The sequence below is a fragment of the Bifidobacterium apis genome, from assembly GCF_036986835.1.
Lineage (GTDB): Bacteria > Actinomycetota > Actinomycetes > Actinomycetales > Bifidobacteriaceae > Bombiscardovia > Bombiscardovia apis_A.
The window spans coordinates 596,566-615,558 of sequence record NZ_BTXD01000002.1 but is presented as its reverse complement, the minus strand read 5'-3'; the positions used below and the strand labels follow the sequence as shown (position 1 = coordinate 615,558).

Genomic DNA, 18,993 nt, shown 5'->3' with positions numbered 1-18,993 from the left:
AGAGACTAATGACCAGCAAAACAAATAGGCCACGCGTGCAGACGTTGCGCTGTCTTTTATCTGTGGCCGTAGGGATTCTTTGTGCTCAGTCTTTGGCGTTTAGGAACGTGGATTCTGCGGCGTTCGATAACTTCGCGAATTTAACAGCCAAAGGTTTGGATTCAATTGCACAGTTTGGCCCAGCTGGTTCTATCGCTCTTGCTGTGTGTCTTGGAGTCTTATTTTATCGGTTTTATCCGAATTTTAATCATGCAGGAAAGAGAGATCAGCTGATTTCTGCAATTCTTTCTTTCTTCTTGGCTCTTTCAATTGTTGTACCGCGTCTAATGAAACTGCCTAATGTGTCTTTCGACAGTTATCCGAATTATGTGGGTGGTGCGCCACAGTGGCACAAGCCGATCTTTTGGATGGTTGCTAGTGTCCAATTGCTGACAATTGGTTTTACTCTTGCTGTTATTGTTTGTTGGCTAATGCATAAAGCGACTGACTTTGTTGAGAGCAGGAACACAGACGAGGCGTCTACCGCTATCCCTCATACAAACCTCAGTATCTGGGAAAGAGGAATTCGTTTCTTTGACGGCAAACCTAAGCACATGACCGTGGCTACCTTGACCATGGTCCTTTGCTGGGTACCTATGCTCATAATTCAGGGTCCAGCGATTATAGGCGTGGATTCCATGGTGCAGTTAGTTCAGTTTCGCACCGGGCATGTTTGGGATCCCATGACGATGGCTGAATTACCGGGATATGCGGGACAGGATCACCACCCTTTTTTTGATACTTATCTATATGGACTATTTGATGAACTTGGGTTATGGCTTGGTCAGGAAATTCTGGGTTTTCGCATTCTTATAGCATTGCAAAGCATAGTGGCGGCCTTTGCGATAGTTGTATCGCTAGTATGGATTAAGAAAAGAACGAATCTTCCGGATTCCTGTATTTGCGTCTGTTGGTGCCTGGCAGCAATATTGCCAGCATTTCCTATGTATATGAGTATTGTGCTCAAGGATTCAACCTGGGTTTCCATCTTTCTCTTATGGATGGTGGCTTTCTTTGAAGTGATATATCGGTGTAACAATAACCAGGCAGTTGGTTGGAAATTAGTGCTGTGCCTTGTTGTGCTCGGCCTGTTCTCAGGTCTAACAAAAAAGCTGGGGATTTATGTTACTACAGTGTCGCTTCTATTAGCGATAATTGCCGTTAGAAAGCAGTTCGTCGCTTTCTTGGTTTCTATGCTTGTGCCTGCTGCTCTAGTGATTGGTTTTGTGCCTGTGGCGGTGCTTCCCGCGTTGGATATAGCACCTGGAGGTTCTCAGGAGGCCATATCTGTCCCTATTCAACAGCTGTCGAGAGTTGCGATACTTCATCAAGATGAGTTAACAAGATCCGATCGGGATGCGATTGACAAAGTTCTTGATATTAATCATTTAAAGCCGTATTGGCAAGCTGATTCAGCTGATTATGCCAAGCACTATGGGTACAGACTGAATGCCAGTTCGTCTGACAGGAAAAACTTTATTTTAACTTGGATACGTTTGTTTTTCCGATACCCAAAGGATTACATTGCTGCAGTGCCTTATCTAATAAATCCATTTATATATGGAGATACCTATTACTATAGCGGACCCGTTCGCTGTGGTTGGTGGGAAGCAGGTGGGTCGCAGATTCTCAATGAATATCCTGAATGTGGACTCAGCTATACGCAAGAGAAGATTGCACTTCCCTTGAAGAACGCATTAAATAAAGTGCCGCCTTTTTCTTTTCTTGGTAGTGAAGCTTTGTATACTGTATGGCTACCGATGGGAGCATTAGGACTGACCATATCGAGCAGACGCTATAAGAACCTTTGTTATCTAATTCCTACTGTGGTATCTTGGTTCAGTTTGCTGCTCCTGCCATCGCATCAGGCGAGGTACACGCTTAGTTTCCTTTTTGCTTTTGCACTTACGATCGCTATTCCATTTGCCAAAGTGCTAACCAAGAAGTGCAATGTAAGCAGATTGGCATAAAAGACGCTCCGCTGTAGCTTATGCGTTATTGAATCATCCCATTTTGTTAACGACGAGATTACGCAATGGATGGGTGAGCAATCTGTCGATCAGCATAGCAATAATGTCAAGAACGGCAAAGATGAGCAATCCCGTAACTATATAAGTTAAAACGAAACCAGTCTTGCTGGATATGTTTGGTAGCCACGAAGCGACAGTGCCCCAGATGAATCGGAAACCAAATGTGTTCTCATGCAGGAGGTAGACACCGAAGGTCCCTGCTGATACCTGCAGTAGGAAATTGCTCCATATATGTGGGAGGTGGAGCTGTGGTAGCCGACAAACTGCCACGAAAAGGCAAAAAGCAATGCATATAGGCAGTATTTGCAAGCCTTGATGGATTTGTGCCGTCCATGTCAGTCTCTGTGCCCAGTAGGATTCTGACAAGACAAAATGATTGAACCCCAGCATGAGTGCTGTGCATAAGACTGTGCAAATGGCCAGTACACCATTTGATATGGCCCGCAACGAATTTCGGTAGGTCTGGATATAAGCGCCGATGATATATCCCAGAACGGCATAGACTACATTGTTCCAGTGATTAGCTCGACTGAAAAACAGGGGCCAGGTACCGATGAACATAAGAAGTGCGATTAGCGCACGAATCTGCTTCTGGGACATGTGAGCATATACAGTATTGATAAATGGGCTAAGAAGCAGCATCAGAATGTACGCATCTATAAACCAGTAGCTATTGTACAAAAATGGGCACAAACTCCACAGAACTGTATCCAGGGTCTGGGAACCAGATAGCAGCCCATTCGTGCCGAAAGGCAGGGGACGGAATTGCTTGGCAACGATTGCAATCACTAGACATAGAACTGCATAGAGAAACATCTGGAACCAGGTTGAGAAAATCCGCCTCCACGAAAACTGCTTCTTGACAAGGAAATATCCCGATATCATGAAAAAGATGGAAACGCCTACTTGTCCGTATTGCACAATAGTAAAGCTGATCGCAGATTTCCAGCCTGGGTACATAGGCAATACGATGCGTGAGACCCCGTTAGTGAAATCAACGTGGATGATCATGTGGCAATACACGACCAGCAGCATTGCCAATATGCGTAGGAGTTCGATATTGAGACTGCGAGCTGATCGGCCTGTTACCTTATCCGGTTGAGACATCACTTTGATCTCCCATCGAGATGACATGAATACGTCACAGGATAATGCCTGGTGCCTACCTGAAGCAGCAGCTGTAAAGTATCAACAAGCCGTTGTTATTTGTGAGGATGCCGGGTAAGAAGGATAACTTTCACGGCTGTTTGGTAGTCTGTACGCTTGTGAGAAGCATCGTAGATAGATTACGCCAGCGATACCACTATTCATTGGTTATCCTGCGTGAGCTTGTCAAGACCGATTTCAAGCTCAGGTATCAGGGATCCTTCCTTGGGGTTGCCTGGTCCGTTCTGCAGCCGCTGATGCTCTTCGTGGTTATGTATCTGGTCTTCGCCAAATTCCTCAGGATGACCGATGGCACGCCGACCTATCCCGTCGTGCTGCTTCTGGGTATAAGCTCCTGGCAGTTCTTCAACGAGTCAACTTCCATAGGCCTGCGTTCCATTGTGGATCGTGGCGACCTCCTGCGTAAGGTGCATTTCCCCAATTACATCGTGGTTGTATCTGCTACCATGGGGGCGCTGATCAGCTACGGTATCAACCTGATCGTGGTTCTCATCTTTGCCATCTTCTGCCGGGTGCATTTCACTTGGAGAGTCCTGTTGCTGCCCATCAGCGTATTCCAGCTGTATATTCTGGCCTTGGGCTTCACTCTGATCATGGCTACCATGTACGTCTACTTCCGTGACGTCTCGCATATCTGGGATGTGTTGCAGCAGGTGATTTTCTATTCCATCCCTGTCATCTATCCTCTGACGGCGGTGTCGGGAATCCATCATTGGTGGGGTCCCGTCGTTGCTAAGCTGCTTCTGCTCAACCCTATAGCTCAGTCCATCCAGGATATCCGGCATTCATTCATCGCTCCGGAAACCACCCCCACGGTATGGAATCAGATCAGCAATCCCTTCGTGACCATGATCCCTATCCTGCTCACTGTGATCATGGTGGTGCTGGGTGTATGCGTATTCCGCAAGTACAATCACAAATTCGCCGAGGTGATGTGATGAGCAAGGCTGGGGAACCAATCCGTCAGAAAAAGGACGATCGGCCCGTGGTCCTGTCTGTGGAGCATGTGGATAAGGTCTTTCGTCTGCCTACCGAACAAGCCACAGGACTCAAGCAGGCCTTTATCAACTGGACACGAGGAATCAAGGGATACAAGGAGCAGCAGGTGCTGCAGGATGTGTCCTTCCAGGTGCATCGGGGTGACTTTTTCGGCATCGTTGGACGCAACGGCAGCGGCAAATCAACCCTGCTCAAGCTGATTTCGGGCATCTACTATCCTGAACGCGGTCGCATCTCCTATACGGGCAAGCTGGTGCCTTTTATCGAATTGGGCGTGGGTTTCAACCCGGAGCTGACAGGCCGTGAGAACGTCTACTTGAACGGAGCCCTGCTGGGATTCACCCGCAGCGAGGTCGATGCCATGTACGATGACATCGTGGACTTCGCTGAACTGGGCGAGTTCATGGATCAGAAGCTGAAGAACTACTCCAGCGGCATGCAGGTGCGCCTGGCTTTTTCCGTGGCCATCAAGGCCCAAGGCGACATACTGATCCTGGACGAGGTACTGGCTGTCGGCGATGAGGCCTTCCAACGCAAGTGCGATGATTACTTCACCGAGGTCAAGAAGGATCCCAACAAGACGGTCATCCTCGTCACCCATGACATGGGTGCCGTGAAGAAGTACTGCGACCGGGCGATTCTGATCAAGGACGGCCATGTGGTGATTAATGGCGACAAGGATGATGTCGCCAACCGGTACACCTTGGAGAATCTCAAGGCCCCCGACAAGCAATCCGATGGCAAGAAGCAAGGGGACGAATATCCGACCGGTCTCAGCGCCCAGGTACCCCTCCTGCGCGCCTATCCGGTATCATCCTCGGTCTGCAAGAGCTCGGATACCTTCCGTTTTGACGTGGAATACGACTGCGCTGAGTATGACAATCTTTATATGGCCATCGCCATGCACGACACTCGACGCGGCGGCATAGCCTATGACACAGGTTCCGATGTCATCCGTCTAAAAGCCTGTGGGCATCAGGTGGTGCATTGTTCGGTGCCCTTGAACATTTTCAACAATGGCGAATTTCGTCTCGTCGTATCCCTGCGCGTGCGGGATGCCGCGCAAGCGGACAAAAATGCCCCCACAAAAATGATTGCCTTCACCAATGACGAGAACTCCTGTGTCTTTGCCATCAGAGACAAGCGAAACAGGGAGTACGCCTTGTTGAGCGACCGTGGGCTGCAGATCAGTCTTTTGGGCGAGGAATCACTCTGACCTGTCTATACCCGCAGCATTTTCGCTAGAATCGGAATATGAGTCACGAGAGTTGGGGAAAGAGGAGTATGGATTCCCCGGATGAGCCCACCGTCAGGGTCGTCGCCCTGGTATTGGCCGGTGGGGTTGGCGCCCGTATGCGCGGACCGGTGCCCAAGCAGTTTCTGGTAGTTCGGAACAAGCCGGTACTGGTCTACACCTTGGAGGCTTTTCAACGAGCAGTGGCCGTCGAGGACATCATTGTCGTATCCCTGCCCGAGTGGACAGGAATCGTTGAGCAGTATGTCAAAGATTGCGGGCTGACCAAGGTCCGAGCTGTTTTACCTGGAGGTGCCAGCGGTTTCGAATCCATTCGTTGCGGTCTGCGTTATCTTGAGAAACAGTATTCGCCTGAGGACATCATTCTGATCCATGACGGTGTTCGCCCCTTGCTGACTGAAGAAGTGATCAACGCCAACATCGCAGGTGTGGAGAAATACGGCAATGCCGTCACTGTAGTGCCGGCAACCGAGGCTTTGCTTCATACCGATGACGGCGAGTCCAGCAGCAGGGTGGTTGAACGTTCTCACGTCATGCGAACCCAGACCCCACAGAGCCTGCGTTTGCGCGATCTTTCACTAATCCATCGCCAGGCTGATGAGATGGGTATTCATGATTCGGTAGCTACCTGCACGCTGCTGATCGAGACTGGTCATGTGGTTCATGCGGTAGCCGGTGACAATTCCAACTTCAAGCTCACCAGTCCCGAGGATGTGGCGCTCTTCGAGGCCTATCTCGATGCCAAGGGAATGTCCTGATGACGGGGAGAGGACGAGTCGATGCAGACATTCTGCAACAGGATGTGAATGGTCTGGCCGACGCCCATCCGGACTTGTGGCGGGAGCTGGATGGCTGCAGGATACTGATTACCGGCGGAACAGGCTTTGTGGGTTCCTTCATTCTGCATCTGATAGCTGCTTTGCGTCGTCGCCATGGCCTGCATATCGATGTTCTTGCTGTGGTCAGGAGTCGAAAACGTCTGCGAGATGTTTTGGGCGACGACTGGGAGGACTCATGGCTGCAGGTCGTGGAACAGGATCTTCGCGCCCCCCTCTCGCTGCAAAACGAAGGTCCGATAGAGTATTGCATCCACGCCGCCAGCAATGCCGACCCCGTGGCCTACCAATCCGATCCCATGGGGACCATGATGACCAACGTGGTTGGGACTGAGCAGATTCTGCAATATCTGGCGGATCTGGACACCAAGCCCTTCCGAGTGGTTTATCTGTCCAGCGTTGAAGCCTATGGAGGTCATAGCCAGGAGGGGATCCTCAAGGAGGGGGACAGGGGAAGCTTTGACCCGGCAGTGGTCCGCAACTGCTACCCAATCAGCAAGCTAGCCGCTGAAAACCTTTGCGCAGGGGCACGTCTGCAGCTGGGCCTTCCTGTGACTGTGGCACGTATGGCCTACCTGTATGGCCCGGGTGACCGGCTGGACGATCCCAAGATCATTACGCTTTTTCTGCGGATGCTTCAAGAGGGCAGGGACATCGAAATGCACAGCCCGGGTCTGCAGCGACGTAGCTACTGCTATATCAAAGACGCGGTCTATGGCATCATGCTGCTTCTGCTGCGCGGCCAGGATTCGACTTACAACATCGCCAAGGGCAAGGAAGAAGTCACCATAGCCGGGGTGGCCCGGAAACTGACTCGGCTTTTTGGACGTCCGGGCGGTCTGGTGCGGTATGAACAGCCTGATCAGGATGAGCTTGCGCGCTTCTCTCCTCCGGAGGACAATATTCTTGATACTTCCAAAATGCGGGCTCTGGGATTTGAGGCAGAGGTCGGACTGGCGCAAGGACTGGAACGCACCGGTCGGTATTTTGGCATGCGGCCGTCAACATGGCAGACCGGCAATGTCGCAGGGAAAGGCATGGACAATGAATAGCCGTCTGATCGCCGGCATCAAGGGGCGCTTGCCCATCTCCTCCCGGTCTTTGCGGGACTTCCGGGCGCAGGATGATGCCAGATATGCGCAACTCCTTCAGGTGATCGATGATCAGCGGAAGGCCCTGGACAAGGCTCAGGAGAGTCTTGACCGCCTGGAGAGGCAATGCCGTGCGCTGAATGAGACCTTGGAATACGTCCACGATTCGAATAGCGTCATGTACTGGCAGCTGTTCCGGGGAGATCATGAGACCACTGAGCAGGCTCAACTCAGATTCTTCAGAGGGCTGCCCAAGGCCGAAGGCATCCATGCGCTCTTCCAGGATGCGGAGGCAAGGCTGTTTGAACTCTTTGATCAGTTTTGCCGGGATCATGAAATCTCCTATTGGGGTACCGGCGGCACAGTGCTGGGCGCCTTCCGTCAGCAGGATTTCATCCCCTGGGATGACGATATTGACGTCTACATCACTCGCGAACAGTTGAGCAGGTTGGAAAAAGCCGTGCACGAGGATGGACGTTTCCGTGTCACGGTCGTCTGGGACTGGTATGTGCCTTGCAAGCAGATCAGATTCCGGTCAATAGATGAGGCCAACCCCTGTTTTGTTGATCTTTTCCCCCTGGATTGGGTGTCTGGCGATCCGGAAGATGCATGGCAGGTCTGCACGCAGGAACGTTTACAGTTTGTCCAGGGAATCCGCGAACAATACGCGAGTTCCACCTGGAGCCGGGATATTTATATTTCCGGCGCGGATCCTCTGATACCTGCCTTGGAATCTGACCTGAACGCACACCTGGAAGATCTGGCGACTCGCGTATCCATCCTGCCGACAGCTGATGGCGCTACAGGATTGATCAGAGGCATTGAGAACATTGACGAGGTGCGCTCATCAGGCCCATACTTAATCAGTGATTGGACCGGGTCGACGACTCTGGCCTTCCGCGGGATCTCTGTTCCAGTGCCCAGCAATTATCGTGAGTACCTGAGTAAGGCCTATGGCGATTACATGGCTCTGCCGCGCGACATGCATTCCCATGAGCATGTCGCCGATGCGTACATTGCCTCGCAGGAATCGGTACAAGCCATGCGTCGGATGCTTTCGGATGGTGGGGGACAGGCCCTTGGCGATGAAGAACGAAAGTGAGGTGTACGAGCTTCGTTCAGGCAGTGTTGAGGACTGTGAGTCTGCCGACCCCTCATGCCTGATGGTGACGGGGGGTGCCGGGTTCATCGGTACGAACTTTGTGCGTTATGTGCTGGCCCACCATCCCGACACGCACATCGTGGTTTACGATCTGCTCACCTATGCAGCCAAGATGGATAACCTCCATGGCCTTATTCCCGATCGAATCGACATAGTCCATGCCGATATCTGCGACTCCGAATCCGTGGAACGGGCCATCCGCCAGTATCATGTTGATGCCATCGTTCATTTTGCGGCTGAGTCACACAACGACAACTCCATCCAGGATCCAGCGCCCTTCATCAGGACCAATCTCTATGGCACCTATGTTCTGCTGGAGGCCGCCCGTCGCCACGGCCTTCGCTTCCATCAGGTGTCCACTGATGAGGTTTTCGGCGATCTCGGCTTCGATGATCCGCACCGTTTCACCGAAGCCAGCCCTTACCGGCCCTCGAGTCCGTATTCGGCCACCAAGGCAGGGGCGGACCATTTAGCGCGAGCCTGGTGGCGCACCTATGGGACCCGCGTGACCATCTCCAATTGCTCCAACAACTACGGTCCCTATCAGCACATTGAAAAATTCATTCCTCGGCAGATCACCAACATCCTGTCCGGAATCCGTCCACGAATCTATGGCCAAGGACGTGCGGTCCGGGATTGGATCCATGTGGAGGATGACTGCCGGGCCATTTGGAGCATCCTGGTCCATGGAGCGCCTGGATCAACCTACCTCATCGGCGCGGATGGCGAGTTGAGCAACATGGAGGTGCTCAGGATGATCCTGCGCCTCATGGGCCGTGGGCCAGACGAATTCGATTTGGTGGCAGATCGGCCTGGAGGGGATCGTAGATATGCCATCGATGCCGGAAAGATACGACGGGATCTCGGTTGGCGGCCTCTGCACCGAGACTTCGAGCAGGGTCTGGCAGAGACGATCGACTGGTATCGCCGTCACCGCAGGTGGTGGGTAGGTGATAAGCAGGCAGTCGAGGCTCGCTATCGGGAGCAGGGACACTGATATTTGTAGCTGTACCACCCTTGGATGTAAACTAGTCTGGTTCCCGTCGTGGCCAGAGGATCGTTCAGCCACGATTGGCGTGCAATACACCCTCCTGTCACGGAAGGTCCGTGACCTGTAAGTCCAAAGGAGGTGGGTGATGTCTGCGCATAAGTATGAATTGATGTTCATTGCCGATCCGGCCATGGATGAGCGCTCGCTGAAGAAGCTGACCGACCAGTATCTCGAGGTGGTCACCAAGGAAGGCGGCTCTGTCGACAACATCGATGTCTGGGGCCGTCGCAAGCTGGCCTACGAGATCGACAAGCATAAGGAAGGCAACTACGTGGTGGTCGAGTACACCTGCGAGCCTTCCGCCAGCGCTGAGCTCGATCGTGTGCTCAACCTGAACGAGTCCGTCATCCGAACCAAGATTCTTCGCAAGGATGACAAGTAAGCAAACAGTAAAAGGACATCGAAGCGTCGGCTGACATTCGCCCCAGCAGGCCCATTCCCAAGTCCTCATTCCGAGGAAAGGTCGTGACATGGCGGGAGATACATACATCACCGTGGTGGGTAATCTCACTGCGGATCCGGAGGTGCGTACGACCTCCAATGGAGGCACGGTGGCCAACCTGACCATCGCGTCCACGCCCAGGCAGTTCAACAGGAACTCCGGGCAGTGGGAGGACGGCGACTCGCTCTTCATACGCTGCTCGGCCTGGGATTCCACCTACAGTCCCATGGCCTCCAACATTCAGGCCAGCCTGACCAAGGGCATGAGGGTGATCGCTCAGGGTCGTCTGGTGCAGCGCTCCTATCAGGATCGTGAGGGCAACAACCGCACGGTCGTGGAGCTGCGTCTGGACGAGATTGGACCCGCACTGACACGGAACACCGCCCAGGTCACCAGGAATGCCAACACTGGTGGCGGAGGATCCCGTGGTGGTTTCGCTGGCTCCAACAACGGCGGATACCAGGGTGGGGCTTCCTACCAGGGCGGCGCCGGCGCGGCATCGGCCCCCATGGGTCGTCAGCAGCCAGCGCAGAGCCAGCAGGCCCCTGCTCAGGATCCCTGGTCATCGACCGGGTCCGGCGATTCCTTCGGATCCTTCGGGTCCACCGGTGAGTTCGGTGGTTCCGGGGACGAACCCGAATTCTGAAGTTTCATAGCGTCATCATTCATTTAAGGAGTACCAATGTCACGTAAAAGGCCGCAACCGCCGGTCAAGCCCTTCAAGAAGAAGCCGAATCCTCTGAGGGCCGCCAAGATTCATACCATCGATTACAAGGACGTGGCTCTGCTGCGCAAGTTCATCTCTGACCGCGGCAAGATTCGTTCCCGCCGCATCACCGGCGTCACCGTCCAGGAGCAGCGCGAGATCTCCAAGGCAATCAAGAACGCCCGTGAGATGGCCCTGCTGCCCTACGCCACCAACGGTCGCTGAGGGAGGTCAGGATTATGGCAAAGGAAACCAAGGTTATTCTGACCGATACCGTGACCGATCTGGGTCACAAGGGCGACGTCGTCGCAGTCAAGCCCGGCTATGCGCGCAACTTCCTGATTCCCCAGGGACTGGCTTTCGCCTGGTCCAAGGGCGCCGCCGCGCAGATCGAGTCCCTGCAGCGGGCCCGTCGCGCCAAGTCCATGGCTACCCGTGAGGATGCTGTGGCTGCCAAGACCGCCATCGATGGGCAGACCGTCGAGATCGCAGCCAAGGTGTCCGATTCGGGCAAGCTTTTCGGCGGCATCTCCAACGATGCCATCGCCCAGGCCCTTCGCCCCCTGGCCGACGTGGATCCCCGCGCCATCTCCGTGGAGACCATCAAGACCACTGGCGAGTTCCCGGCAACCGTAGCTCTGCACCCCGAGATCTCGGCTGCTTTCACGGTCAAGGTCGTCGCTGAGTAGCAAATGCGACCTATCCCATAAGGATCCCTTGAAATAGGGATCTGGGCTTAAGCAGGAGGCCTTCCCGCAGCGGATTATGCGCGGGAAGGCCTCCTTATGCGTTACAGGGCATTATCCGATTTAGAAATTGCCGCCGTTCCAACCCCAGTCGGTGGTGGCCGTGTAGCGGATGTAGGTGCGGTCCTTGGGGATGGACAGCTCCGATTCCAACGTATCCATGATGGTCTTGGTCAGGCTTTCCCAAGCGGACTTGGGCACATCGCTGCCGAAGACGTTGACCTCAACATAGGCCGCCGGTTTGCTGTCATCACCACCGAAGTAGATGGGCATGTCCGACTCGAAGGGGCACATGAGCCAGCCCTCGGACTTGCCGGGGACAGCGGTGATGGCCTTGCCGTAGGCGGTCTTGATCCGCTCGCGCTGTTCGGCGGTAAGGGGCGTGCTTACGTGAGTGTGGATAACGGGCATGGTGCTTCCTTTCGGGTCCGCCCGGCATGACCAATCAGGATGATTCGGTCCGCCCGGCGGATAGCTGACTATTCCCGTCCCATAGTAGCCTCGACCGGACGGGCTGGTTCAGCGCCAGCCGAAGGGCCGATGACTTAGGGACCAGGCCCCCAGACGGTGGGCCACCGAACGCGGGTTGACCGGCTTGCCGGGGGCTGGCGCGTCCAGCAGCCATTTGCGGATCAGGAAGTTCCAGATGGCCACCACCACGGTGGCTGTGATCTTGGCGATGTTGGCGTAGAGCAGGTAGCGGGCGTGCATGGTGGTGATGGCATCCGGGGGCAGCATGGCGGTGCCCATCCACAGGATCACCTCGTTGATCCCCAGGCCGATGACCGAGGAGACCAGGAAGACCGCCATCTCCATCCACCGGGCCATGTCCTCCCGATGCTTGAAGACGTAGCGCATGCTGGCCAGATAGTTGAAAACCAGGGAGATCAGGAAGGAGATGGCTCCTGCCAGGACATTGTTCAGATGCGGACCCATGATCAGCAGGTTCATGATGCCGATGTCGATCAGGAAGGCGATGACGCCCACGATGCCGAACTTGAGCAACTGTCCGATTAATCTACGCACGGTAGCCCATTCAATCATTCCTCCTGTGTTGGCGGGGTACCGGGAGCCGCTTGTGCGCAAAAGCCTTACGTTACGCCCTCAGGCGGGCAGCTCGGTCAGAATGGGCTCCTCGGTGCTGTTGCGGATCTGGCGGAAGCCCACAAAGGCGATGGCCAGCGAGGCCAGAGCCAGAGCAGTGACCACCCCGAATCCGCCCTGGGATCCGTAGCGGTCGATGAACTGCCCGGCCACAGCCGAACCGGCCGAGGACCCGATCGAATTCATGGCGCTCAGCCAGGCCATGCCTTCGGTGAATCGGATGGGTGGCACCAGGTGGAGCATGAGCTGGTTGCCGTTGATCCAGGTGGGTGCCTGGCAGACGCCGATGATCAGGTAGATGACCATGATGGTCCACAGATTCCTGGCGAACATGAAGGTTCCGATGCCCAGGTTGACCACCAGCAGGCAGAAGTAGAAACGCTTCCAGAGGGGGATGGTCCAGTTCTTGGCCCCGTAAAGCAGGGCGCCGACCAGGGAGCTGAAGGAGAAGCAGGCGAAAACAAACCCGGTCATCTGCTTCATCCCCTGCTCGGTGGCGAAGGCGATGATGGAGATAGAAGCCGCGCTCTGGAAGGCTCCCAGACCGAACCAGGTGGCACAGACGGCAATCATGCCGGCGCTCCAGAAGGCCCCGCTGCGGCCGTTCCCGCCCTCCTGTGCCCGCAGGCGAGCCACCTGTTGAGCCTGCCGCTCCCGGTACTCCTTGCGGGTGATGCCCTGGGCGCGGGCCATGTCCGTCTGCGAGGGCGGCTCGGTTTCTCGGCAGGAGAGGAACATGAAGGCCCCGACCAGCACGCAAATCCCGGTGAAGGAGAAGGCCAACACGCCTGAAATAACCGCCAGTATGGAAGCCAGTGGGTTGCCGATCACCCACATGGCCTCATCGAAGACGCCTGACAGGGACAGGGCCTGGTTGGTGGCCCGATGGTCGCCACGCAGCAGATGTGTCCACCGGCTACGGCTCATGGCTCCCCAGGGCGGAATGGCTGCCATGAAGGGGGTGACCAGGTAGAGCACCCAGGTGGGAGCGTGGGCGGTGATGGCCGTGATCAGGACCGTGGCGGCCACGATCCAGACCAGAACCGTGGGGATGGAGACCTGCCGCTGGCCGAACTTGTCGACCAATTTGCCCAGCATGGGGCTGATCAGGGCCAGGGCCACGGCCTGGATGGCGGTCAGAGCGCCGGCCAGGGAATAGCTGCCGTAGTAGTGCTGCACCGAGATGGTGATGGTCATGCCCACCATGGGGAAGGGCATGGAGGCAATGACCGATCCGACTGCGAACCGCGCCGTATGAGGCAGTCGCAGAAGCGCTGAGTATCCTCCGAAGACTCTGTGACCGGCTTCGACCAGAGCCGCCTTCAGTTGCCGTGGCATGGGCTGTTCGTCTCGCTTTCCCTTGGTGTTTTCACGGTCCCGAAGCATGTTTTCCACAAGACCTTCTAGACGCACGAAAAGGAAGTGGGGATGCTGGGGGGACTGCTACAGTGGTAACCATATTGGCGCCTGATCGGTGCCATTCGGATAGTGATAATTCTACCCCCCGCCATGGTCACTTAAGGGGCCCGTCGGGGAGCTTGGGAGGTGGGTCGTGCCTGCGACGACCATTCATTTCGTCCGTCATGGCCAGGTTGATAATCCCGATCATATTCTCTATGAGCGATTGCCGGGATTCCATCTGTCTGACAGAGGCAGGGCTATGGTCGAGGCTACGGCCCGCTTTATGGCCGAGGCTCCTGGCATGCGCGATCTGGCAGCCGTTTACTCCTCTCCGCTGGACAGGACCCGGGAGACCACGGCCATCTTGCTTGAGCAGATCAACCCCGCTCGTGTTCAGCACGGATTGAAACCGCTGGAGCCTATCTACGACCGTCGTCTGGTCGAGGCCGGCAACGAATTCCGCGGCAAGCGCATCGGTCACGGGCAGGGGGCCCTCTGGCGACCCTCAAACCTGCGGCTGATCCTGGACCTGCGCCGTCCCAGCTGGGGGGAGTCCTATCGGCATATCGCCCGACGAGTGGGGGATTTCGTCCGGCAGGTTGTTCGCAGCCATCCTGATGCGCAGGTCCTTGCCGTTTCGCATGAGTCGCCCATCTGGTCGTATCGTCATCTCCTGGAGACCGGCCACCCCGAGCACAATATGCTCCTTAGGGCCACCGCCCTGGCCTCGGTGACCTCCATCACCCTGGACTGTAAAACCGGAAAATTGCTGGGAATCGCCTATGCGGACCCGGCGGCAGGCATGTAAAGACCGCTTGAGCGGCCTAGGATGGCTGAGGATACTGTCGTGGATGACTGTCCGAGAACCCGATGAAGGAGCGTGATGATCATGGTGGATGTACAGGCAAGCGCGAAGGCGATAGCCGGACGGCCCGCCCTGGCCCAGGCAGCTGAGCAGGGGGCCAGGCTGGTAGACCTTTGGCCCTTGACGAATGCCGAGCATCTGGCCAACGACGCCAAGTATGCGGAGGACCTGCAGGTGCGCATCAGCATGGTGCTGGCGCAGCTGATGACGGGCGAGGATGTGACCATCCCCGACGCTGAATACGTCTATGAGGGCGCTGAGGACATCCCTGGCCGTCCCCAGGATTTGGTGGATGCGCTCATGGCGGCCAACGACGCCATTGAAGCTGCTGCACAGGCGCAGGACGACCAGTCCAAGACGCTTGCGGATTTGGCCGAAACCTTGGGCAGCGGCTGGAACCAGGCCCGGCAACAGGATGTGGTTGCCGGTGTGACCAAGGTCGAGCAGTCCCTGGATGAGCAGAACAAATCCCCCGAATCCCCACTGGGCAAAGAGGGGGTGGCTCATGCTCTGGCTACGAGTCTGGAGATCTGCCGTAATCTGCTTCAGTGCGCAGGCGCCGACTCTGACCATGCTGCCGCCGCCGCACCGGTCCTGGTTTATGTCAATGAGCTCAACGAGCGACTGGGCATTCCCCGGGCCTTCCTGTCTGACGAGGATGTCGTCCGCGCCCTGAAGGTGCTGGATGATCCTGAGGCTTTCGCCGACCTGTTGGCCCCTCTAGTGGGCGCAGAGTGGGACCACCATCGTCAGGAGGTGCTCTGGGACCCCGAGGAAGCCAAGCGCAAGGCCAAGGAGGATGACGAGCGCAAGAGCCGCGAGGCCCTGCAGGCCAAGTTCGCCCATGTGCCCGAGGACCCCAACAAGCCCCCCGTGGAACTTTGAGAACATCTGCCCCTCGCCGAGCCACAAGTCAAGGCGAGGGGCAGATTCGATTCAGCGGTCGAAACGGGCTCCTCGTGGATCGCTGGGCCGGGCCAGCAGAATGATCCCAGCGACGGTTCCGGCGATCACAATCAATACGCCCAAGCCAAGCAGGGAGAGCGAGGATTCCGGATGCCCGTCTGCAATAGCCACGATGGCGAAGATCAGAGGGACGCTGCCCACCAGCTCGCTTACGAAGGGCAGGAGTATCCAGAAGCCGGACATATTGGTGTCATGAAGGCGCCGTATACTCACGGCCAGATTGGGTATGAAAAGTCCTATGGTGACCAGGAGGGACAGAATCCGTCCCACAAAGGTGGATCCTGAGCTGATGATCGAGATTGCAAGGTTGATGAGGAAGATCATTAGAAAAGCCCACCAGAATTCCCCACGGGAGGCCCTCCCGGAGAAGACGGTATATTTGACGAAGAAACGCTTGCAGGCGTTTACGAAGTCAATGCCGTACCAGGGTGCATTCAGTGGCGGCTCGCCATTGTACCCGGCATCCGCATAGGGATAGGCCGGATACTGCGGGACCTGAGGTCCGGGCTGGTACCCTGCCTGATACCCCGATTGATAGCCTGCCTGCGACCAACCTTCAGGCGACTGATAAGGGTTGTTAGATGTATAGCCAGCCGGCGGGGTTGTGCCATTGGGCTGGCCATTTGCTTGACCAGGATCCTGACCTTGACCGTAGGGCGCCTGCTGCTGTTGACCATAGGGCTGTTGCTGGTTGTAGCCTGGTTGCTGACCCTGTGGCTGTTGACCGTATGGCTGTCCTTGGTTTGGTTGTTCTCCGCGGTAACTGTCGGCAGGTTTTTGGGCTTCGCTGATTGGATGGTAGATGTCGTTCTGATGCGAGGCTGTCGGCGCATAACTGGATTGTCCTGGTTGAGGCTGATTCAGGTAGGCTGCGGGTCCTGAGCCGGTTCCGTTAGCCGTACCCTGGTCATTTGGGGCTTGGTTCCCGTTGTTGGTATCATCTGGATGGCTCATGGATATCGTCCCTCTCATCTTCTATTGATTATTCCGGATCAGACTTCTTCGTACATCCCTATTATGGCAGGCCAGTTCTTCTGTTTGCTAGTCATGGATAACTCAGGGGATATCAGGGGGTAGGAGACTCGTCATATTTGCCTTGGACGGTCTGTCAGGTTCGGTGTGTGGTTGCTGCTGCAGGACCCTTCACTCGTCGTCTGGATTGACCATGTGATCATCGCCGGCATCGCCCAGCAGTAGCCGTTCAGTCAGGGTGATCAGGCCCAGTAGGACGGCGGTCAGCAGGATGATGACCAGGGTGGCCGAGAAGATCAGCGGGGTTCTAAAGGAGTTGAAGGCTGATTGCAGCCATATGCCCAGGCCGTTCCTGGCACCCAGATACTCCGAGGTGGCCGCGGTCGCGAAGACATAGGCGGCGCTGATGCGCAGACCGCCGAAGATCTGCCCGGCTGCCACTCGCAGCTTGACGTGCCAGAGGGTCCAAATTCGTGTTGCCCCGCAGTTCAGCGCTACATCCTGGTAGAAGCGGGGCACGGATTTGAGTCCCCGGTAGGTCTGCACCACTATAGGAAAAAGGGCAAAGACGGCCACGATGACCACCTTGCCTACTGGCTCGAATCCGAACCAGATCACGAAAAGGGGGGCGATGGTGATCAGAGGAATCATCTGGGCGCCAGCGATCAGGGGGTAGAGGGCGTCGTGCAAGGTGCGCCAGCTGTAGAGGGCCAGGCCGATCACTATTCCCAGGACCGAGGCCAGGAGGAAACCCAGAAGGCCCTCAAGGGCGGTGATGGCGGTGGCGGGCAACAGGTCCTCCCGGGACTGCACTGTGGCAGCCAGGATTCGGCTGGGTGCTGGTAGAGCCTGTTCGCTGACTCCGCCCAGGCGGGCAGCCATCTCCCAGATGATCAGGAGCGCCAGCAGGGTGAGTGTCGGGGGCAGCGCCCGGGTTCTGCTCTGCTTCCGCGCCCTCATTGACCGGCTGCTTCCCGAACGTAGCGATCAGTCCACAAGTCCGTGGCCTGAGGGGCCTTGTTGGGGTCGCCCTTCTTGGCGTCCCGGTAGGTGCCCGCCTTGAACTGAAAGTCCAGATAGTCCTGGGCATCCTTGACGTTGATCAGCCCGGTGATGCTTCTTTGATCCGGGCTGTCAACCCAGTACCCCTCCTTGACGATGCTTTCCATGGAGCGCTTGGCCAGGGTTGGGTCGATGGCCGATCCCTTGGTCTCCTTGACCAGGATGTCCGCCGCCTGGTCTGGATGGCTCAGAGCGTAGTTGTATCCCTTCAGGCAGGCCTTGACGAAAGCCGTCAGGGCGCGACGGTGGCCGGCCTGCTGTAGCCAGGAGTTCTTGACCACGAAGCCCAGCTGGTCGGGGTTGCCGGGCACCCCCCAGTCGGCCTGGGTGAAGCAGTGCAGTGCCGGGCCCTTGAGCTCGCTCTCCACGCCCTCCCAGTTGGCGTAGAACCCGGCAAAGTCTCCCTTGCCGCTGGTCAGGGTGGCGAAGGTGTTGGTGCCGCTGGTCACCCGTTTGAAGTCTCCCTTGCCACCTGCATAGCGGATCATCTGCTTGACCACAGCCGTCTGCTCGGCCGAGCCGAAGCTGACGAAGGTCTTGCCGTCGAAGTCCTTAGGGGTCTGGATGTCGGTGCGCGAGGCCAATGAGCACCAGCGCGCCACGGAATGCTGGCCTATGTTGAAGACCTGCCGCAGGTCGGCTCCCTGGGAGTTGAAGGTGGCCAGGTTGCTCAGCTTGGAGAAGCCTACGTCGGCAACTCCGTTCTGCACGGAGGTCTCGGCTCCTGCCTGGGCCGTCGGCAGGATGGTCAGCTTCAAGCCGGCCTTGTCGAAGTACCCCAGGTGCCGGGCCACGTAGATGCCCACATGATTGGTGTTGGGTGTCCAATCCAGCATGAAGGAGAGTTTGGAGCCGTCATCGGCCTTGTTGTCTGCCCCTCTGGCCCCGCAGGCTGCGCTCGTAGCTGCCATACAGAGCGCCGCTACCAGGGCGAGCGCCCGCACAATCAGTTTGTGGCCGGGAAGTCTCCTGAAGCCGCTATTCTCCGACATGCTCATCACTGTCACCTTGCCTCTCCGGCACCCCTGGTGCCCATCCGCATCGGGGCCGCTACGGGAAGGTGAGGAGCCCGCGCGACGATTCGATACGGTCTTGACCG

20 protein-coding genes are annotated in these 18,993 nt (G+C 56.4%); 13 read left to right on the top strand and 7 right to left on the bottom strand.

Annotated elements, in window-relative coordinates; genetic code table 11:
- Nucleotides 1-8 precede the first annotated feature (8 nt).
- On the top strand, nt 9-2,009 hold the full coding sequence (locus tag AACP62_RS06290) for a DUF6020 family protein (RefSeq protein WP_339347109.1): 2,001 nt from the start codon (nt 9-11) through the stop codon (nt 2,007-2,009).
- Between the two features lie 33 nt (nt 2,010-2,042).
- On the opposite strand, the gene AACP62_RS06285 is transcribed toward AACP62_RS06290, so the two are convergent.
- A complete protein-coding gene (locus tag AACP62_RS06285; RefSeq protein WP_339347108.1) occupies nt 2,043-3,176 on the bottom strand; it encodes an acyltransferase family protein in 1,134 nt (377 codons plus the stop codon).
- Between the two features lie 158 nt (nt 3,177-3,334).
- Here AACP62_RS06285 and AACP62_RS06280 point away from each other — a divergent pair, with 158 nt between their 5' ends.
- The 10 genes from AACP62_RS06280 (at nt 3,335) to rplI (ending at nt 11,467) form a co-directional block, all read left to right on the top strand.
- A complete protein-coding gene (locus AACP62_RS06280; protein WP_045934991.1) occupies nt 3,335-4,174 on the top strand; it encodes an ABC transporter permease in 840 nt (279 codons plus the stop codon).
- Nucleotides 4,174-5,451: an ABC transporter ATP-binding protein gene (locus AACP62_RS06275; protein WP_045934992.1), complete on the top strand. Its 1,278-nt coding sequence runs from the start codon at nt 4,174-4,176 to the stop codon at nt 5,449-5,451. The genes AACP62_RS06280 and AACP62_RS06275 overlap by 1 nt, the downstream gene beginning before the upstream one ends.
- 38 nt (nt 5,452-5,489) lie before the next feature.
- Entirely contained in the window at nt 5,490-6,248 is a 759-nt protein-coding gene (locus AACP62_RS06270; RefSeq protein WP_339347104.1) for an IspD/TarI family cytidylyltransferase, read from the top strand.
- Complete coding sequence (locus AACP62_RS06265; protein ID WP_339347103.1) at nt 6,248-7,378, top strand: NAD-dependent epimerase/dehydratase family protein; 1,131 nt, start codon at nt 6,248-6,250, stop codon at nt 7,376-7,378. The genes AACP62_RS06270 and AACP62_RS06265 overlap by 1 nt, the downstream gene beginning before the upstream one ends.
- A gap of 100 nt (nt 7,379-7,478) precedes the next feature.
- The gene (locus tag AACP62_RS06260) at nt 7,479-8,519 is read left to right on the top strand and encodes a LicD family protein (RefSeq protein WP_339347102.1); all 1,041 of its coding nucleotides are present in this window, start codon (nt 7,479-7,481) and stop codon (nt 8,517-8,519) included.
- 61 nt (nt 8,520-8,580) lie between these two features.
- The gene (rfbB, locus tag AACP62_RS06255; RefSeq protein WP_339347322.1) at nt 8,581-9,576 is read left to right on the top strand and encodes a dTDP-glucose 4,6-dehydratase; all 996 of its coding nucleotides are present in this window, start codon (nt 8,581-8,583) and stop codon (nt 9,574-9,576) included.
- A 139-nt stretch (nt 9,577-9,715) separates the two neighbouring features.
- Complete coding sequence (rpsF, locus tag AACP62_RS06250; RefSeq protein ID WP_015021308.1) at nt 9,716-10,012, top strand: 30S ribosomal protein S6; 297 nt, start codon at nt 9,716-9,718, stop codon at nt 10,010-10,012.
- A gap of 88 nt (nt 10,013-10,100) precedes the next feature.
- On the top strand, nt 10,101-10,718 hold the full coding sequence (locus AACP62_RS06245; protein ID WP_339347100.1) for a single-stranded DNA-binding protein: 618 nt from the start codon (nt 10,101-10,103) through the stop codon (nt 10,716-10,718).
- Between the two features lie 36 nt (nt 10,719-10,754).
- Nucleotides 10,755-11,003 carry a 30S ribosomal protein S18 gene (gene rpsR / locus AACP62_RS06240; protein WP_015021310.1) on the top strand — a complete coding sequence of 83 codons (249 nt, stop codon included), beginning with the start codon at nt 10,755-10,757 and terminating at the stop codon, nt 11,001-11,003.
- A gap of 14 nt (nt 11,004-11,017) precedes the next feature.
- Entirely contained in the window at nt 11,018-11,467 is a 450-nt protein-coding gene (rplI, locus tag AACP62_RS06235; RefSeq protein WP_045934996.1) for a 50S ribosomal protein L9, read from the top strand.
- A gap of 120 nt (nt 11,468-11,587) precedes the next feature.
- Here the strand turns inward: rplI and AACP62_RS06230 are convergent, their stop codons facing one another.
- The 3 genes from AACP62_RS06230 to AACP62_RS06220 all read right to left on the bottom strand — a co-directional run bounded on the left by AACP62_RS06230 (nt 11,588) and on the right by AACP62_RS06220 (nt 13,966).
- The gene (locus AACP62_RS06230) at nt 11,588-11,935 is read right to left on the bottom strand and encodes a phenylpyruvate tautomerase MIF-related protein (protein WP_045934997.1); all 348 of its coding nucleotides are present in this window, start codon (nt 11,933-11,935) and stop codon (nt 11,588-11,590) included.
- 108 nt (nt 11,936-12,043) lie between these two features.
- Entirely contained in the window at nt 12,044-12,550 is a 507-nt protein-coding gene (locus AACP62_RS06225; protein WP_198206235.1) for a GtrA family protein, read from the bottom strand.
- Nucleotides 12,551-12,628: 78 nt separating this feature from the next.
- The gene (locus tag AACP62_RS06220) at nt 12,629-13,966 is read right to left on the bottom strand and encodes an MFS transporter (protein WP_339347095.1); all 1,338 of its coding nucleotides are present in this window, start codon (nt 13,964-13,966) and stop codon (nt 12,629-12,631) included.
- A gap of 214 nt (nt 13,967-14,180) precedes the next feature.
- Between AACP62_RS06220 and AACP62_RS06215 the strand changes: the two genes are divergently transcribed.
- Together AACP62_RS06215 and AACP62_RS06210 are read left to right on the top strand one after the other, a co-directional pair.
- Entirely contained in the window at nt 14,181-14,837 is a 657-nt protein-coding gene (locus AACP62_RS06215; RefSeq protein ID WP_339347094.1) for a histidine phosphatase family protein, read from the top strand.
- Nucleotides 14,838-14,918: 81 nt separating this feature from the next.
- On the top strand, nt 14,919-15,779 hold the full coding sequence (locus AACP62_RS06210) for a hypothetical protein (RefSeq protein ID WP_339347093.1): 861 nt from the start codon (nt 14,919-14,921) through the stop codon (nt 15,777-15,779).
- Between the two features lie 51 nt (nt 15,780-15,830).
- On the opposite strand, the gene AACP62_RS06205 is transcribed toward AACP62_RS06210, so the two are convergent.
- From AACP62_RS06205 to AACP62_RS06195, 3 genes are all read right to left on the bottom strand, one after another.
- Nucleotides 15,831-16,814: a DUF805 domain-containing protein gene (locus AACP62_RS06205; RefSeq protein WP_339347092.1), complete on the bottom strand. Its 984-nt coding sequence runs from the start codon at nt 16,812-16,814 to the stop codon at nt 15,831-15,833.
- 189 nt (nt 16,815-17,003) lie between these two features.
- Nucleotides 17,004-17,792, bottom strand: coding sequence for an ABC transporter permease (locus AACP62_RS06200; protein ID WP_029677666.1), 789 nt, complete (start codon nt 17,790-17,792; stop codon nt 17,004-17,006).
- The gene (locus AACP62_RS06195) at nt 17,789-18,892 is read right to left on the bottom strand and encodes an ABC transporter substrate-binding protein (RefSeq protein ID WP_425332918.1); all 1,104 of its coding nucleotides are present in this window, start codon (nt 18,890-18,892) and stop codon (nt 17,789-17,791) included. The genes AACP62_RS06200 and AACP62_RS06195 overlap by 4 nt, the downstream gene beginning before the upstream one ends.
- Nucleotides 18,893-18,993 lie beyond the last annotated feature (101 nt).

Bases quoted from the DNA above. Each gene is read 5' to 3' on its own strand.
- AACP62_RS06290 (WP_339347109.1), top strand. From the start codon at position 9: ATGACCAGCAAAACAAATAGGCCACGCGTGCAGACGTTGCGCTGTCTT.
- AACP62_RS06285 (WP_339347108.1), bottom strand. From the start codon at position 3,176: ATGTCTCAACCGGATAAGGTAACAGGCCGATCAGCTCGCAGTCTCAAT.
- AACP62_RS06275 (WP_045934992.1), top strand. From the start codon at position 4,174: ATGAGCAAGGCTGGGGAACCAATCCGTCAGAAAAAGGACGATCGGCCC.
- AACP62_RS06270 (WP_339347104.1), top strand. From the start codon at position 5,490: ATGAGTCACGAGAGTTGGGGAAAGAGGAGTATGGATTCCCCGGATGAG.
- AACP62_RS06265 (WP_339347103.1), top strand. From the start codon at position 6,248: ATGACGGGGAGAGGACGAGTCGATGCAGACATTCTGCAACAGGATGTG.
- rfbB (WP_339347322.1), top strand. From the start codon at position 8,581: ATGGTGACGGGGGGTGCCGGGTTCATCGGTACGAACTTTGTGCGTTAT.
- rpsF (WP_015021308.1), top strand. From the start codon at position 9,716: ATGTCTGCGCATAAGTATGAATTGATGTTCATTGCCGATCCGGCCATG.
- AACP62_RS06245 (WP_339347100.1), top strand. From the start codon at position 10,101: ATGGCGGGAGATACATACATCACCGTGGTGGGTAATCTCACTGCGGAT.
- rpsR (WP_015021310.1), top strand. From the start codon at position 10,755: ATGTCACGTAAAAGGCCGCAACCGCCGGTCAAGCCCTTCAAGAAGAAG.
- rplI (WP_045934996.1), top strand. From the start codon at position 11,018: ATGGCAAAGGAAACCAAGGTTATTCTGACCGATACCGTGACCGATCTG.
- AACP62_RS06230 (WP_045934997.1), bottom strand. From the start codon at position 11,935: ATGCCCGTTATCCACACTCACGTAAGCACGCCCCTTACCGCCGAACAG.
- AACP62_RS06220 (WP_339347095.1), bottom strand. From the start codon at position 13,966: ATGCCACGGCAACTGAAGGCGGCTCTGGTCGAAGCCGGTCACAGAGTC.
- AACP62_RS06210 (WP_339347093.1), top strand. From the start codon at position 14,919: ATGGTGGATGTACAGGCAAGCGCGAAGGCGATAGCCGGACGGCCCGCC.
- AACP62_RS06205 (WP_339347092.1), bottom strand. From the start codon at position 16,814: ATGAGCCATCCAGATGATACCAACAACGGGAACCAAGCCCCAAATGAC.
- AACP62_RS06200 (WP_029677666.1), bottom strand. From the start codon at position 17,792: ATGAGGGCGCGGAAGCAGAGCAGAACCCGGGCGCTGCCCCCGACACTC.
- AACP62_RS06195 (WP_425332918.1), bottom strand. From the start codon at position 18,892: ATGAGCATGTCGGAGAATAGCGGCTTCAGGAGACTTCCCGGCCACAAA.